This window comes from Ferrovibrio sp. (genome assembly GCF_025869515.1).
Lineage (GTDB): Bacteria > Pseudomonadota > Alphaproteobacteria > Ferrovibrionales > Ferrovibrionaceae > Ferrovibrio.
In genome coordinates this window covers 1-14,886 of sequence record NZ_JAOZVR010000058.1, presented here as the reverse complement: position 1 = coordinate 14,886, position 14,886 = coordinate 1, and the positions used below count along the sequence as shown (strand labels likewise).

At 66.2% G+C, this 14,886-nt stretch carries 18 protein-coding genes; 8 read left to right on the top strand and 10 right to left on the bottom strand.

Going from position 1 to position 14,886, the window contains the following annotated elements:
- Positions 1-13 precede the first annotated feature (13 nt).
- Positions 14-1,195: an aminotransferase class V-fold PLP-dependent enzyme gene (locus OJJ21_RS09955; RefSeq protein ID WP_297685714.1), complete on the bottom strand. Its 1,182-nt coding sequence runs from the start codon at positions 1,193-1,195 to the stop codon at positions 14-16.
- A 212-nt stretch (positions 1,196-1,407) separates the two neighbouring features.
- Here OJJ21_RS09955 and OJJ21_RS09950 point away from each other — a divergent pair, with 212 nt between their 5' ends.
- The gene (locus tag OJJ21_RS09950; RefSeq protein WP_297685712.1) at positions 1,408-2,298 is read left to right on the top strand and encodes an EamA family transporter; all 891 of its coding nucleotides are present in this window, start codon (positions 1,408-1,410) and stop codon (positions 2,296-2,298) included.
- 23 nt (positions 2,299-2,321) lie between these two features.
- Here OJJ21_RS09950 and OJJ21_RS09945 read toward each other — a convergent pair whose 3' ends face one another.
- The 4 genes from OJJ21_RS09945 to OJJ21_RS09930 all read right to left on the bottom strand — a co-directional run bounded on the left by OJJ21_RS09945 (position 2,322) and on the right by OJJ21_RS09930 (position 4,113).
- Positions 2,322-2,474: a hypothetical protein gene (locus OJJ21_RS09945; RefSeq protein ID WP_297685710.1), complete on the bottom strand. Its 153-nt coding sequence runs from the start codon at positions 2,472-2,474 to the stop codon at positions 2,322-2,324.
- A gap of 64 nt (positions 2,475-2,538) precedes the next feature.
- Positions 2,539-3,210, bottom strand: coding sequence for a hypothetical protein (locus OJJ21_RS09940; RefSeq protein ID WP_297685708.1), 672 nt, complete (start codon positions 3,208-3,210; stop codon positions 2,539-2,541).
- A gap of 138 nt (positions 3,211-3,348) precedes the next feature.
- Positions 3,349-3,699, bottom strand: a complete 351-nt coding sequence (locus tag OJJ21_RS09935) for a hypothetical protein (protein WP_297685706.1) — start codon at positions 3,697-3,699, stop codon at positions 3,349-3,351.
- A gap of 102 nt (positions 3,700-3,801) precedes the next feature.
- The gene (locus OJJ21_RS09930) at positions 3,802-4,113 is read right to left on the bottom strand and encodes a hypothetical protein (protein WP_297685704.1); all 312 of its coding nucleotides are present in this window, start codon (positions 4,111-4,113) and stop codon (positions 3,802-3,804) included.
- Between the two features lie 115 nt (positions 4,114-4,228).
- Here OJJ21_RS09930 and OJJ21_RS09925 point away from each other — a divergent pair, with 115 nt between their 5' ends.
- Entirely contained in the window at positions 4,229-4,594 is a 366-nt protein-coding gene (locus OJJ21_RS09925; RefSeq protein ID WP_297685702.1) for a hypothetical protein, read from the top strand.
- 27 nt (positions 4,595-4,621) lie between these two features.
- On the opposite strand, the gene pssA is transcribed toward OJJ21_RS09925, so the two are convergent.
- From pssA to OJJ21_RS09905, 4 genes are all read right to left on the bottom strand, one after another.
- Positions 4,622-5,482 (bottom strand): CDP-diacylglycerol--serine O-phosphatidyltransferase, encoded by an 861-nt coding sequence (gene pssA, locus OJJ21_RS09920; RefSeq protein WP_297685700.1) that lies wholly within the window; start codon positions 5,480-5,482, stop codon positions 4,622-4,624.
- A 67-nt stretch (positions 5,483-5,549) separates the two neighbouring features.
- The gene (locus OJJ21_RS09915) at positions 5,550-6,242 is read right to left on the bottom strand and encodes a phosphatidylserine decarboxylase (RefSeq protein WP_297685698.1); all 693 of its coding nucleotides are present in this window, start codon (positions 6,240-6,242) and stop codon (positions 5,550-5,552) included.
- Between the two features lie 79 nt (positions 6,243-6,321).
- A complete protein-coding gene (locus OJJ21_RS09910) occupies positions 6,322-7,053 on the bottom strand; it encodes an HAD family hydrolase (protein ID WP_297685696.1) in 732 nt (243 codons plus the stop codon).
- Complete coding sequence (locus OJJ21_RS09905; protein WP_297685694.1) at positions 7,050-7,865, bottom strand: DeoR/GlpR family DNA-binding transcription regulator; 816 nt, start codon at positions 7,863-7,865, stop codon at positions 7,050-7,052. The genes OJJ21_RS09910 and OJJ21_RS09905 overlap by 4 nt, the downstream gene beginning before the upstream one ends.
- A gap of 133 nt (positions 7,866-7,998) precedes the next feature.
- Between OJJ21_RS09905 and OJJ21_RS09900 the strand changes: the two genes are divergently transcribed.
- From OJJ21_RS09900 to OJJ21_RS09875, 6 genes are all read left to right on the top strand, one after another.
- Positions 7,999-9,225, top strand: a complete 1,227-nt coding sequence (locus tag OJJ21_RS09900; RefSeq protein WP_297685692.1) for an ABC transporter ATP-binding protein — start codon at positions 7,999-8,001, stop codon at positions 9,223-9,225.
- Complete coding sequence (locus OJJ21_RS09895) at positions 9,218-10,150, top strand: sugar ABC transporter permease (RefSeq protein ID WP_297685690.1); 933 nt, start codon at positions 9,218-9,220, stop codon at positions 10,148-10,150. The genes OJJ21_RS09900 and OJJ21_RS09895 overlap by 8 nt, the downstream gene beginning before the upstream one ends.
- Positions 10,147-11,013 (top strand): carbohydrate ABC transporter permease, encoded by an 867-nt coding sequence (locus OJJ21_RS09890; RefSeq protein ID WP_297685688.1) that lies wholly within the window; start codon positions 10,147-10,149, stop codon positions 11,011-11,013. The genes OJJ21_RS09895 and OJJ21_RS09890 overlap by 4 nt, the downstream gene beginning before the upstream one ends.
- A gap of 64 nt (positions 11,014-11,077) precedes the next feature.
- Positions 11,078-12,358 (top strand): ABC transporter substrate-binding protein, encoded by a 1,281-nt coding sequence (locus OJJ21_RS09885; protein WP_297685687.1) that lies wholly within the window; start codon positions 11,078-11,080, stop codon positions 12,356-12,358.
- Between the two features lie 79 nt (positions 12,359-12,437).
- A complete protein-coding gene (locus tag OJJ21_RS09880) occupies positions 12,438-13,229 on the top strand; it encodes a phosphodiesterase (RefSeq protein ID WP_297685685.1) in 792 nt (263 codons plus the stop codon).
- A 133-nt stretch (positions 13,230-13,362) separates the two neighbouring features.
- The gene (locus OJJ21_RS09875; protein ID WP_297685683.1) at positions 13,363-14,379 is read left to right on the top strand and encodes a tripartite tricarboxylate transporter substrate binding protein; all 1,017 of its coding nucleotides are present in this window, start codon (positions 13,363-13,365) and stop codon (positions 14,377-14,379) included.
- An 83-nt stretch (positions 14,380-14,462) separates the two neighbouring features.
- On the opposite strand, the gene OJJ21_RS09870 is transcribed toward OJJ21_RS09875, so the two are convergent.
- A partial coding sequence (locus OJJ21_RS09870) for a LysR substrate-binding domain-containing protein (protein WP_297685681.1) occupies positions 14,463-14,886 on the bottom strand: 424 nt, incomplete at its 5' end.

Genomic DNA, 14,886 nt, shown 5'->3' with positions numbered 1-14,886 from the left:
ACCGGCCTGAACTTCAGCGCAGCGCCGTCTTCAGCACGGCAAACAGCCGCTCGATATCGGCATCGGTATTGTAGACATGCGGCGTGACGCGCATCGCCTTGCCGCGCACGCTGACGAACACCTTCTGCGCCGCCAGCCTGCCCGGCAGCTCCGTCGGGCCGCCATTCGAAAATTTGGCATCGCCGAAGCGCAGGCCGAGATAATGCCCGGCGCGGCGGTCGGCACGCACGGTATCGAGGCCCAGCTCGGCCTTCGCGCGTTCGGCGATCCTGTCGTTGCGCGTTTTCAGCGTGGCGTAGATGCGCTGGGTGCCGAGGCCGATCAGATACTCCAGCGAGGCCTTCGCCGCCGGCGTCAGCGCGAAATTGCTGCGCTCGCCGACATCGAAGCGGCGCGCACCGGGCTGATACGCCGCCTTGTAGTCGACCAGGCCGGCGAAGTTTTCCGATTCCCGGCGCGCGATCCAGTTCTGCTCGATCGGCGCGCCGTCCTGCCAGCGCGGTGCGACATAGAGATAGCCGTAGGTGTAGGGGCCGAGCAGCCATTTATAGCCGCCGGCAACCAGAAAATCCGGCTGGATCGCCGCCACGTCGAATGGCATCACACCCAGCGACTGCGTCGCATCGATGCACAAGGCCGCGCCGACCTTGCGGCAGGCGGCACCGATGGCGACCAGATCGAGCAGGCCGCCATCGGTCCAGTGGCAATGCGGCAGCGCCACGATCCCGGTGCGCGCATCGATGCGCTCCAGCACGCGCGAGGTCCAGTCATCGTCGGCGGGACGCGGAATGGTGACGAAGGCGGCGCCGGTTTTCTTTGCCAGTTCGATCCAGGGATAGACGTTGGAGGGAAACTGCTCGGCCAGCGCGATCACCGTCTGGCCGGCCTGCAGCGGCAGGATATTCGCCGCCACCGCCATGCCGTAGGACACCGACGGCACCAGCGCGATATCCTCGGCTGTCGCATTCACCAGGCGGGCGAACAGCCCGCGCACGGCTTCCGATTCGGTGAAGAAATCGACCGGCGCGATGGTCCAGGGATGGAGCTTGGCGCGCATGCCGGCCTCGCCGGCTTCCACCGCCAGCTTCGGCATCGGCCCCATATAGGCGCTGTTGAGATAGGCGACATCCTCGGGGATATCGAACAGCGCGCGCTGCGCGGGCAGAAGAGTCTGGCCTGGGGTTTGCTGGTTCATCGGGACCATCCGCTGTGAAGCCCTGTCTGTGCCCGGCGGCAGCCGGCCTGTCGAGCGACATATTGCCGCCCGACAATTTACCTTAACGGTAAGTGACGGGCAGATCGTGGTCTGCTGAATGTACCCCGACAATTTTTTGCTGGCCTGCCCCGGGCCGGGCCGGCATGGTCGCCGGCAAAATCACAAAGCTGCCTCCCCCCGAAAGCCCGCTCATGCCGTTGCCGCATATTGCCCTTGCCGTCCTGATCGCCGCGATCTGGGGCTTCAATTTCGTCGTCATCCGGCTCGGGCTCGATGCCTTCCCGCCGCTGCTGTTCAACGGCCTGCGCTTTGCCGTGGCCAGCCTGCCCTTCCTGCTGTTCTTCCGCAGCCCCGGCGTGCCGTGGCGCTGGGTGCTCGGCACCGGGCTGGTGCTCGGCATCATGAAATTCAGCCTGCTGTTCCTCGCCATGGCGCATGGCATGCCGGCCGGCCTGGCCTCGGTGGTGATGCAGGCGCAGGCGCTGTTCAGCGTGGTGTTCGCGGCCATGCTGCTGGGCGAGCGGCCCGGCCAGGTGCAGTGGGCCGGGCTGGCGATTGCCGCCGCCGGCATTGTCGTCATCGCCATCGACATGGACACGGGCGCCGGCCTGATCGCCTTCGCCACCATCATCGCCGCCGCCGCCTGCTGGGGCTTTGCCAATATCCTGACGCGCCGCGCCGCCGCGCCACAGCCGCTCGCCTTCATGATCTGGGTCAGCGCCGTGCCGCCGCTGCCGATGTTCGGCCTGTCATGGATCTTCGAGGGGCCGGATGCGATTGCCGCCGCCTTCGCCGGACTGGAGCTGCGCGGCATCATGGCCGTACTCTATATCGGACTGCTCTCCACCACCGCCTGCTTCGCGGGCTGGAGTCTGCTGCTGCGGCAGTATAAAGCGTCGCTGGTGGCGCCCTTCACCCTGCTGGTGCCGGTCTTCGGCCTGCTCAGCGCCTGGCTGGTGCTGGACGAGATGCCGTCAGAGATCAAGCTCGGCGGCGCCGTGCTGATCCTGCTGGGCCTGATGGTGAATGCCGGGCTGCTGCGCCGCGTCACCGGCTGGCAGACCCTGCGGGCCAAGGCCTAGACAGAGCCTAGAGTCGCGCAGCCCTATAACTTGATCGCCAGATCGCGGATCGCCGTGCGGCAGGCATCGGCGGTGCGTTCGAGATAAGCGCGCGCTTCGGGGCGAAGACCGTCCTGCTGCAGCTGTTCGTTGATGGACGCAAGTATAGTGCGCAGGTGCCGAATGCGGGCCGGCATGTCTTTATCCCCCAGGAATGAATCGCGTGTCGAATCGGATGTCACGCGAGGGAGAGTGGCGGGGTTAGGTTAACAAAAACTGACCCCGCTTCGGCGCGGCCTTGCGGCGCGCGCTCCGCCGCAGTCCCGGCGTGAAACCGGCGAGGCCCGGCGAGAATTCCGGTGTGGCATCCGGCACCACGAGATGCGGCGCACCCGGCCGGTCGAGTGCCACTACATCGGGTATCACCACCTCTTCGGCCGGCACGGTGATTGGCGCCAGATCGCGACCCGGTGCGGCGCGATCGGCGGCGTCATTTTCTGCGCGCGGCGGATCGGGAATCGGCACCGCATGAATCGTGGTGACGACCGGCACTGCCGATTCGGCCGTCGAATCGGCGCGCGAATCACCCTGCGATTCGCCATCCGATTCATTGGCCGGCAGCCGGTCTGCCGGCACTGTGCAGTGGCTGGTCGCCGGCTGCTGCAGCCCGGCCTGGGCAACCAGCCGGTCGATCATGCTTTTCAGGGCCGGCGGCACGGCATCGTAGCCTTTGAGGATCAGCACCAGCGCCGGCCGCGGCAGGCCGAGTTTTTCGCTGAGCTGCTCGAAGCCGATCTCGAAATGCCGGCAGGCCTCCAGCACCCGCGGCTGCACATCGCCGAGGTAATAGAGCTGGCCGTCGCGGCGCAGGCAGGGCAGGCCGTCATCGAGCAGGAAATCGTCATCGGGCTGGATCGTGGCATGGAGGGTCACGGGCATCTCCGGGCGCAGGTCTTGCGAACTGATCGACGGACCAAACAGCACAGCGGCCGGAGAAGTTTCCCCCGGCCGCGCGCCGCGCGGTGACCAGCGCGGGACAAATGCGTGATGCAACGACGGGTTTTACCCGCGCTAGAGCCGGTCCTGCGCCGTGGCGGCCGCCGCCTGCCAGGGCGTGACACCGGCACTCAGGCTCAGGCCGCGCAGCACGAAATCCTCGATCCCGCGCTGCACCGGGCGCGGCACCGGGTCATGGCCCTTGAGCATCAGCACCAGCGCGCCGCGCGGCATGCTGAAGCGCGCGGCAAACAGATCGAAGCCGATGCTATGGGCGCGGCAGGCCTGCAGCACCAGCGGCTGCACATCCTGCGCGAAATAGCTGCGCGCGCTGCGTTCCACCGTGGCGAGACCGCCGCGGGCGAGAGGGCTGCCGGCAGGCCGGCTTGCCGGACGGGCATGGCGGGGATACTGCATGGGATTCAAGGCCGGCCTCCGTCGACGCACACAACCATGCAGTCAGAACGCCGGCGCCCCCGGACAGTTTCCCGCCGGCGCAGATTTAATCGGGACAGGTTTTATGACGGATCAGACGCTGAGATCGGCCTTGCGACCCATGCCGCGCGGATGGGCACCGCGGGTGCCGCTGGTCTTGGTCTCGGTGGCGGAAGCCTGCGAATCCGACTTCTTGCCTTTTTCGCCCTTGGTGCCGACCGAGCCGCCGGTATTGCCCGAGGCGGTCGCCGCCATCCGGGTCTGCTGGCCGCCCACCGGCATGGCCGTCACCGCCGCCGCCGCCTGAACGGCGTTCGGCGCCTGATTCTGCTGCCCCAGACCCTGTGCCGCACTGGTCGGCTGGGTTTGTGGCAGCGACGTTACCGGTGGTACAAATAGGCTCATGGTTAAGATGTAAGATGTCACCAACCCCTTGACAAGAACTTAAAGTAATGTGGCAGGTATGGGGGCGAATCGTTAACGAGCGCCTGAGAAACCCTGCCGGGAAAGAACCGCCGCCTTGTCCAAGTCCAAGCTGTCCAAACCTGCCGCCAAAGCCCCGGGGAAACCCGGGCTGCTGGCCCGGCTGTTCGGGGCGGAACCGGCAGCCCAGAAACAGTCCGCGGCCAAGCCGGCGCAGCAATATACCGGGCCGGCTAAGGACCCCCGGGTGATCCTGGCCCAGCAGATCAGGGCGATCCGGGCCAAACTGGACCCGAAGATCGTGCGGCTGGCCGAAAAGATCGCCCGCAAGGGACCCCCGGCAACCGACCAGGAGCGCGCCACGCTCGCCATCGAGCTGTTCCTGGCTCAGAAGCAGGACGGCGGCGACTTTGCCGCCAAGCTGAAAACCAAGCTGGACGAGCAGAAGCGGCGCAGCCACTAGCCGCGAAAAAAACCGGACGTTTGCGGCCTAGTGCAGGATGCTGCGCGACGGGTCGCCGTCGCTCCTGGCCGGCTGATCCGCCACCGGCACGCCATCCTGCGCATCGGTCGCGGCCACCGTCTGGTCGCCGCGCTTGAAGCGGGCATGCGCCTTCACCGAGAAGGGGATCGAGACGATATAGGCGAGTTCCATCGCCGCCAGCGTATACCACGGCTGGTTCAGCAGACCGGCCACCAGCAGGCCGACGACCAGCAGCACAACGCCGACATATTCGCGCTTCACCCGCACGCGCTTGAAGGAAAACGTCGGCACGCGGCTGATCATCAGGCCGCCGATGCCGAGCATCCAGATCGCATTGAGATACGGCGAATGGAAGAAGTCACTTTCCAGTTCCAGATTGATGATCAGGAACAGCAGGCTGAGGCCGGCGGCGGCCGGTGCCGGCACGCCGGTGAAGAAGCTGCCGGTCCATTGCGGCTTCTCGGTATCGTCCAGCGCTGTGTTGAAACGGGCCAGGCGCAAAGCGGCGCAGACGCTGAAGGCCAGCACCACCAGCCAGCCGGTGTTGCCGCTGCCGATCTCGTGCAGGGTCCAGAAATACAGCACCATCGCCGGCGCCACGCCGAAGCACAGGAAATCCGACAGCGAATCGAGTTCGGCGCCGAATTTCGACGCACCTTTCAGCAGGCGCGCCACGCGGCCATCCAGCATGTCGAAGAAGGCGGCGGTGGCAATCGCCAGCACGGCGAACTTGAACTGCCCGAGCAGGGCGAAGCGGATCGCCGTCAGCCCCGAGCAGAGCGCGATGATGGTGAGGATATTGGGCGCCAGCGTGTTGAGCGGCAGCTTGCCCAGGCGATGCGGCGGTTTCAGATTGATCGGCTTCATCGGGCCTCCTCGGTCCGCACCCCTGCCCATACCTTCTGGCAGGTCAGGGTTACGGCAGCATTAAAGGTCAGCGCACTTCGCCGGTCCGCGGCTGCTCGGTGGCGCCATCCTCGGCGATCACCGTTTCGCCGGCGATGCAGCGCTGGCCGGTCACCACCAGCGGCACCATGCCGTCCTCGAGATAGACATCGACGCGGCTGCCGAAGCGGATCAGGCCGAAACGTTCGCCGGCCTTGTAGCTCTGGCCCTCGCGGGCCTCGCACAGAATGCGCCGCGCCACCAGCCCGGCGATCTGGACCACTGCGATTTCCTTGCCGTTGGCGAGCCTGAGCCGCATCGACTGGCGCTCGTTGTCGATGCTGGCCTTGTCGAGCGCGGCATTGAGGAACTTGCCCGGGCGGTATGCCAGAGCCGTGACAACGCCGTCGACAGGGGCGCGGTTCACATGCACGTCGAACACATTCATGAACACCGAGATGCGGGTGCGGGCATCCGTGCCCATGCCGAGCTCTTCCGGCGGCACGGCGCGTTCGATCATCTGCACCACGCCATCGGCCGGCGAGATCAGCAGACCGTCGCGGACCGGGGTGACGCGCGGCGGGTCGCGGAAGAAATAGGCGCACCAGCAGGTCAGGATCACGCCCAGCCAGCCGAGCGGTTCGGCGACCCAGAACAGCACCAGGGTGACGATCGCGAAGATCGCGATGAACTTCCAGCCTTCGCGGTGGATCGGCACCAGAACGGAACGGATCGTGTCCATGGACGCATAAACCTTTGGAATAAAGAGACAGGGCAATGTAGCCACTGCGGCGCCGGGCTTAAAGACCCGCGCCATTAAATTACCGCTCTGCCAGAGACCGTCCCGGGCCACCGGCAGCGGCCAACAGTGATGGCAGCTCGGCCAGGCTGCCGATCACCAGATCGGCCTCGGCGGCCAGGGCCGCGCGTGGGATCAGGCCGCTGGGCACCGCGATGGCGATGGCGCCGGCCGCGCGGGCTGCATGCAGATCGTGGAAGGAATCGCCGATCAGGGCGATTTCTCCGACCGGCAGGCCGGCGGCGGCGGCAAAGGCCTGCACCATGCCGGGGCCGGGCTTGCGACCGAAGCCGGAATCCGAACCGGCGACGAAACCGAAATGCGCCTCGATGCCGAGTGCGCGCAGCTGCCGCCGCGCACCGGCGGCACCGTGATTGGTGGCCAGTCCGATCGGCAGGCCGCTGTCCTGCAGGCCCGCGAAGAGTTCGGGCAGCGCACCGAGCGGCGTGAGATGGCGCAGGCCGGCCTCGCCAAGCCGCTGCGACAGCTCGCGGCGGAAGCCATCATCCGGCGGCCGTCCGAGCGCCGCCGCCCAGTCATCGGCATAATCGTCCGGCGCACCGGCCAGCAGCGGCGACGACATGCGGAAGCGGCGTTCCTCTTCGATATAGTGGCTGCAGGCAATCAACGCCTCGAGCCGCGCGCGGTCGCCGTCGGCCAGATCGGTCATCACCTCCCAGGCCGCCGGCCCCCAGGTGCGGTCGACATCGACCAGGGTGCCGTCCTTGTCGAACAGCAGGCCACGGATGTTCATGACAGCGCCTCGCGCTCTTCGGCCGGCAACGGCGCCGACACCACGATCAGATCTATGCCCTGCGCCACGATGGCGTCGCGATCCTCGTCGCCGATGCCGTCGTCGGTGATGATGCGGTCGATCTGGTCCATCGGCACGATGCGATGCACGGCCTGGGCGCTGAACTTGCTGGAATCGACCAGCAGCGTGATTTCGTCGCAGGCTTCGATAAAGGCGCGATTCATCGCCGCCTCCACCGGGTCGGCCATCATCGGACCGGCATCGGGCATCACGCCGACCACACCGAGGAAAGCCGAGGGCGGTCGCAGGTCGGCGAAGGTGCGGCCATCGGGCTGCAGCACGGTGGACATCTTCTTGCGGTCGAGCATGCCGGGCAGCACGAAAATCTCGGTGCTGGCATTGCTGCGCAGTTCCAGCGCCACGGTCAGGCCATTGGTCACCACATGCAGGTTGCGGTGCTGCCGCAGCGCCTGGGCGAACACCGTCATCGTCGAACCGGCATTGATCAGCAGGCTGTCGCCGTCGCTGACCAGCTGCGCGGCGCGTTCGGCGATGGCGCGTTTCTGCGCCGCCTGCACCTTCAGGCGATCCTCGAAAGTGCCGCTTTCATAGCGCGCGTAGCCGTGCATCGCGGCATCCAGCACCGCGCCGCCATGGGTGCGTGCCAGCAGGCCCTGCTGCTGCAGTTCGATCAGGTCGCGCCGGATCGTCATGGTGGAGAGGCCGAAGCGGCGCGCCATTTCGGCCACCGAGACGGCGCCATCGCCGTTCAGAATCTGCAGGATGTCCCGCCAACGCTCCGCCTTGATCATGGATGACTCCTGCTTCCTGTCGATTCGAACATTCTTTTATTAATATAATGTTCGATTTTGTTCAATATTGTCACATTCATGTAGCTTTTGCCGATTACTTCCTAGCCCGACCACAGAAAAGGGGCAGGAAGAGATGGCGACCGTCGGCATCCGCGGCATCGCGAAAGGCTTCGGCACCACGCCGGTGCTGAAGGGCGTATCGCTCGACATCGCCCATGGTGAGTTCCTCACCCTGGTCGGCCCTTCGGGCTGCGGCAAATCCACCCTGCTGCGCATCATCGCCGGACTCGACTATGCCGATGCCGGCAGCATCCTGATCGACGGCCAGCCGGTCGACGCCCAGGCGCCCAAGCAGCGCGACGTGGCGATGGTGTTCCAGTCCTACGCGCTCTACCCCTACATGACGGTGGCGCAGAACATCGCCTTGCCGCTGGTGATGCGGCGGCTCAGCCCGCTGCAGCGGCTGCCGCTGCTCGGCCGTCTGCTGCCGGGCACTGCCGTACAGCAGGCACAGATCACCGCTGATGTGCGGACGGTCGCCGACGGCCTGGACATCGCCCATCTGTTGCAGCGCAAGCCTGCGCAGCTGTCGGGCGGCCAGCGCCAGCGCGTGGCTTTGGGCCGCGCCATGGTGCGCCAGCCCAAGGTTTTCCTGATGGACGAGCCGCTGAGCAACCTGGACGCCAAGCTGCGCGTGCAGATGCGCGCCGAGATCGCCGAGCTGCACCGCCGCCTGAAGACCACCTTCATCTACGTGACGCATGATCAGGCCGAGGCGATGACGATGTCGGATCGCGTCGCCGTCATGCTGCATGGCGAACTGCTGCAGGTGGCGCCGCCGGCCGTGGTCTATCGCGATCCCGCCAGCCTGGCGGTGGCGGAATTCATCGGCAGTCCGAAGATCAACATCCTGCCTGCCGGCCTGCGCAGCGACCGCGCGGTGGAATCGCTCGGGCTCACCCTGCCGATCCGGCTGCCCGGCCATATCGGCAGTCAGATTCATCTGGGCCTGCGCGCCGAAGCCTTCGACCTGCTGCCGGCGGTGCGGCCGAATGCAAATCCCGGCGTGTGGCACGGCCATGTCACGCATCGCGAAGACCTCGGCGCCGACCTGTTCCTGCATGTGCAGCTTGAGCATGGCGGCCATCGCCTGGTGCTGCGCAGCCAGCATGCCGAAGCCGCCAGCCTGATGGTTGGCAGCCCGCTCGGCCTGCGCCCGAAGCCCGACCAGGCCCTGCTGTTCGATGCCGACGGCCGGCGCCTGCGCCCGGCCCTGGATGTCGCCGGCGATGGCACCATTCTGGCCTGGGATACCGCCACTGCCGAGGCGCGCCAGTTTGCGGGGCATCACCGTGTCTGACGCGGCCCTGTCCGCCGCACCGCCGCGCGCGCGCCGGCGCCATGCCGGCGCAGTGGCCGAGGCGATGGCCGGCTGGTCGCTGGCGCTGCCGGCGACGATCCTGATGATCCTGCTGCTGCTGGGCCCGGCTCTGGGCGCCGTGATCCTGGCGCTGACCGACTGGCAGTTCGGCGCGCCGACGCTGAACTGGATCGGGCTGGGCAATTTCGTCGACATGGCCGGCGATCGCGTGTTCTGGCGCTCGCTGGGCAACACGATGATCTATATCGGCCTGGTGGTGCCGCTGTCGGTGCTGCTCGGCCTCGGCGCCGCCCTGCTGATCGAGGCCGACCCTGCAGGCCGCAGCTTCTATCGCGCCGCCTTCTTCCTGCCGGTGGCCTCCACGCTGCTGGCGATGGCGATCGTGTGGGAATTCCTGCTGCACCCCTCCTTCGGCCTGGTCAACCGCGTCGTCGAACTGTTCGGCGCCAGTGGCATCGACTGGCTGAAGAATCCGGCCACTGCGCTGCCCACCGTCGCCGCCATCGGCATCTGGAAGGCGCTTGGCCTCAACATGGTGCTGTTCATGGCCGGGCTGAAGAGTATTCCGCACGACCTTTACGATGCCGCCGCCATCGACGGCGCCGACGGGGCCTGGGAGCGTTTTCGCCGCGTCACCTGGCCGATGCTCGGCCCGACGCTGATGTTCGTGCTGGTGATCAGCGCGATCCGCGCCTTCCAGGAAAGCTTCGACCTGGTCGCGGTGCTGACCCAGGGCGGTCCGAACAAGGCCACCGAGGTGCTGCTCTACACCATCTACCAGGAAGGCTTCTCCTTCTTCCGTTCCGGCTATGCCGCGGCATTGACCCTGATCTTCCTTGCCTTCGTGCTGGCACTGACGCTGCTGCAGGCCAAGGTGCTGGACAAGCGGGTGCATTACGGATGAGCGCGGCACGGCCTGTCAGCGAACGCTATCGCATGGGCCGGCTGTCGCCGGCAGCCCGGCTGCTGCGCCATCTGGTGCTGCTGGCCGGCGCAACGGTGATGCTGGTGCCCTTCGTGTGGATGATCTCCACCTCGCTGAAGCCGCCGAACGAGATTTTCTCTGCCGATATCGCCCTGCTGCCGCAGACCTGGCATGCGGTGGAAAACTACACGGCCGCCTTCACCAAGCAGCCGCTGCTGCGCTACCTGGCAAACGGCCTGCTGGTCTGCGCCGCCATTTTCATCGGCCAGGTCACCTTCATGGTGCCGGCGGCCTATGCCATCGCCAAGCTGCGGTTTCCCGGCCGCGATGCGCTGTTCGGCATCGTGCTGCTGGCCCTGCTGATCCCCACCCAGGTGACGGCGATCCCGCTCTACATCCTGTTCTACAAGATCGGCATCCTCGACACTTACGCCGCCCTGGTCGTGCCGAGCGTGATTTCCGTCTTCGGCATCTTCCTGATGCGACAGTTCTTCCGCACCGTGCCCGACGACCTGATCCATGCCGCGCGGCTGGATGGCTGCAGCGAACTGGCCATCGTCTGGCGCATCGTGCTGCCCACTGCGATGCCGGCCATCGTCGCCTTCGGCATCCTGTCGCTGGTCTGGCACTGGAACGACTATTTCTGGCCGCTGCTGGTGGTGACCTCGCCCGAACTGGCGACGCCGCCGCTCGGCATCGTGTTTTTCGACAACCAGGAGGCCGGCACCGATTTCGGCCCGCTGATGGCCGGCGCGGTGATCATCACCGCCCCGCTGCTGCTGGCCTTCCTGTTTGCACAGCGCCGCTTCATCGAAGGCGTGACGATGAGCGGCGTCAAATGACAGCCACGCCGGACAGACCATCCCATCGACGGACCGGTGGGCCGACCAACCAAGGAGAGGCAATATGAAAAAGACAGCACTGGGACTCGCGCTCGCCGCGACGCTCATGGCCGGAGCAGCCCCGACCGGCAGCGCCCTGGCCCAGACCACGGAAATCACCGTGGATTACTCGATCCCGGACATCTTCAAGGAGGTCCATGAAACCATCGCCAAGGATTTCATGGCCAAGCACCCGAATATCAAGGTGACCTTCCGCGCGCCGCAGCCGGGCTATGAGGAGATCACCCAGCAGAATCTGCGCCAGGCGATCACCAACCAGCTGCCCGACGTGGCCTATCACGGCCTGAACCGCCAGCGCATCTTCGTCGACCGCAACATCGCCGTCGACATGGGCCAGTTCATCGCCAAGGAGAAGGACTGGGCCGGTGCCGGCTATGACGGTTCGCTGCTGACGCTCGGCCAGGTCAAGGGCAAGCAGTATGGCATGGGCTTCTCGCTCTCCACGCCGATCCTCTATTACAATGCCGACCTGGTGAAAAAGGCCGGCGGCGACCCGAACAATTTCCCCACCACCTGGGACGGCGTTTTCGATCTCGCCAAGAAGATCCGCGCGCTCGGCGACAAGACCTACGGCTTCCATTACGACTGGGACATCACCGGCAACTGGATGTTCCAGGCGCTGGTCTTTTCCAACGGCGGCACCATGCTGAGCCCGGACGAGACCAAGGTGGCCTTCGACGGCCCGGCCGGCCAGAAGGCGGTCGCCACCCTGGCGAAGATGGTGAAAGAAGGCACCATGCGCGATGTGGCGGCGGCTGCGGTGCTGCAGGATTTCGTCTCCGGCAACCTGGGCATCTGGGCCCATTCCACCTCGCGCCTCTCCGGCGTGACCAAGCAGATCGGCGACAAGTTCGCGCTGCGCACCGCCCGCTTCCCGCTCGGCGATGCCAAGGGCCTGCTGCCGGCCGGCGGCAACGCGGCGATGATCTTCGCCAAGGATCCGAAGAAGCAGGCGGCAGCCTGGGAATATGTCAAGTTCGCCACCGGCCCGGTCGGTGCCACCTACATGGTGAAGGGCACCGGCTATTTCCCGGCCAATGCCAAACCGGCCAAGGACCCGGCGATGCTCGGCGAGTTCTACAAGCAGAACCCGAATCACATGACCGCGGTGGGCCAGTTGCCGGTGCTGACCGGCTGGTATGCCTTCCCGGGCGAGCATGGCCTGAAGATCACCGACGTGATCAAGGACCATCTGCAGAGCATCGTGAACCAGTCGGCCGATCCGCAGGATGCGCTGAAGAAAATGGCCAAGGACGTGCAGGCCCTGCTGCCGAAATCCAGCTAACATTGCCAGCCAACGGGCCGGCGGCGGAAATTTCCGCCGCCGGCCTTTTTCGTTTCATGCCAGCCGCGCCGGAGCGACCATGACCTTCCAGTTCATCCATGTGACAGACACCCATCTGGTGCCGCCAGGCCAGACGCTGTACGACCTCGATCCGCAGGCGCGCCTGCGGCTGTGCCTGGACGATATCGTTCGCCGCCATGCCGATGCCGCCTTCGTCGTCATCACCGGCGACCTGACCCACTGGGGCGCGCCGGAAGCCTATGCCGCGCTGCGCGACGAACTGGCGCGGCTGCCGCTGCCGGTACATCTGCTGCTCGGCAACCACGACAGCCGGCCGAATTTCCTGCAGGCCTTCCCGCAGGCGCCGCTGGATGAAAACGGCTTCGTGCAGCGCGTGCTGGATACGCCGGCCGGCCGCTGCATCTTCCTCGATTCGAATGAGCCGGATGTCTCCTGGGGCGTGCTGTGCGACCGCCGCCTGGCCTGGCTCGATGCGGAACTGAAGGCCGAAACCGACCGGCCGGTCTTCCTGTTCTGCCATCATCCGCCGTTTCCGGTCGGCATCCGCAAGATGGACACGATCGGCCTGCGCGAGCCGGAAAAATTCGCCGCCGTGGTGCGGCCCCACGCGGCGCGCATCCGGCATTTCTTCTTCGGCCATCTGCACCGGCCGATCTGCGGCTCCTGGCTTGGCATCCCCTTCTCGACCATGCGCGCGACCAGTCACCAGGTGGCGCTGGATTTCGTCAGCGACGGCATCGTGCCGGGCAGCCACGAACCGCCGGCCTATGCCGTGGTGCGGGTCGACCCCGATCATGTGGTGGTGCATTTCCACGATTTCCTCGACCGCACCAACACCTTCAATCTCTAGGTAATCTGTGGGCAGATTCAATCTGCAGGCGTGAAATTCGGTAGGCCCGGCAATGCCTTGCCGGGCCATCGCCATTTCCTCCGTATGAGGAGCGTGCTAAACAGAGCCCGCAAGCCAACCCGGAGGATCAACCATGGCGACCATGCAGCGCCTCACCCGAATTTTCACCGCAGCACCCTTGGCCGCCGCACTGGCCGCCGTCACGCTCGCCGGCATCCTGCCGGCCGCCGTTAGCGATGCCAGGGCGCAGGCCTTTCCGTCCAAGCCGGTCACCATGGTCGTGCCCTTCCCGGCCGGCGGCACCACCGACATCGTGGCGCGCCTGACCGCGCAGAAACTCTCCGAGGCCTGGGGCCAGCCGGTGATCGTCGACAACCGCGCCGGCGCCGGCGGCAATATCGGCTCGGCCATGGTCGCCAAGGCGGCGCCCGACGGCTACACGCTGCTGATGGGCACCGTGGGCACGCATGCGATAAATGCCAGCCTCTATGCCAAGATGCCCTATGACGTGGTGAAGGATTTCACGCCGGTCACCAATGTCGCCGCCGTGCCCAACATGTTGGTGGTGACGCCCGACCTGCCGGTGAAGTCGGTGAAGGAGCTGATCGATTACGGCAAGAAGAATCCCGGCAAGCTGAACATGGCCTCCAGCGGCAACGGCACCTCGATCCATCTCTCCGGCGAGCTGTTCAAGGTGATGACCGGCGTGGCCATGGAGCATGTCCCCTACAAGGGCTCGGCCCCGGCGCTGACCGACCTGATGGGCGGCCAGGTGCAGGTGATGTTCGACAACATGCCTTCGGCCCTGCCGCATGTGAAGGCCGGCAAGCTGCGCGCCATCGCGGTGACCACGGCGACGCGCTCGCCGGCGATGCCCGAGCTGCCGACCATTGCCGAAGCCGGCGTGCCGGGCTTCGAGGCGGCCTCGTGGTTCGGCCTGCTGGCCCCGGCCGGCACGCCGAAGGAGATCGTCGCCAAAATCCATGCCGATGTGGTGAAGGCGATGAAGACCACCGACCTGACCGAGAAGATGGCGCAGCAGGGCGCGGTGGCCGTGGGCTATACGCCCGATGAATTCGCCGCCTATATCAAGACCGAGCTGGCCAAATGGGAAAAAGTGGTGAAGGCCTCGGGCGCCCGCGCCGACTGAGGCTTTTCACCCGCCAGGACACCAAAGGCCGGCCCGGAGCTGATTGCTGGGGCCGGCCTTTCTTTTGGGGCAGAATCTATTCGTCATTCCCGCAGCACCGGTTCCGCGCGCAGCCGCTCGACGGCGAAATCGAGGAAGGCGCGGATCTTGGGATTGGCGCGCCGCCCTTCCGCATGCACCAGCTGCACCGGCACCGGCGGCAGTTCGTAATCGCGCAGGATGACCTGCAGCCGACCCGCCGCCAGCGCCGGCGCCACCATGTAGGACAGCACGCGCGTCACGCCATGGCCGGCGATGGCCGCGCCGATGGCGACCTCCGAGGAATTCACCGCGAAACGCGCCGCCGGCGCGATGCGGATATTGTCGCGGAACACCCAGTCGTCGATCGCCATGCCGGCGGAAAACATCACGGCCGGATGCTGCAGCAGATCGTCGGGATGCCGCGGCACGCCCTGACGCGCCAGGTAGTCCGGCGATGCCACCACGACGCGGCGCACATGGCCGACG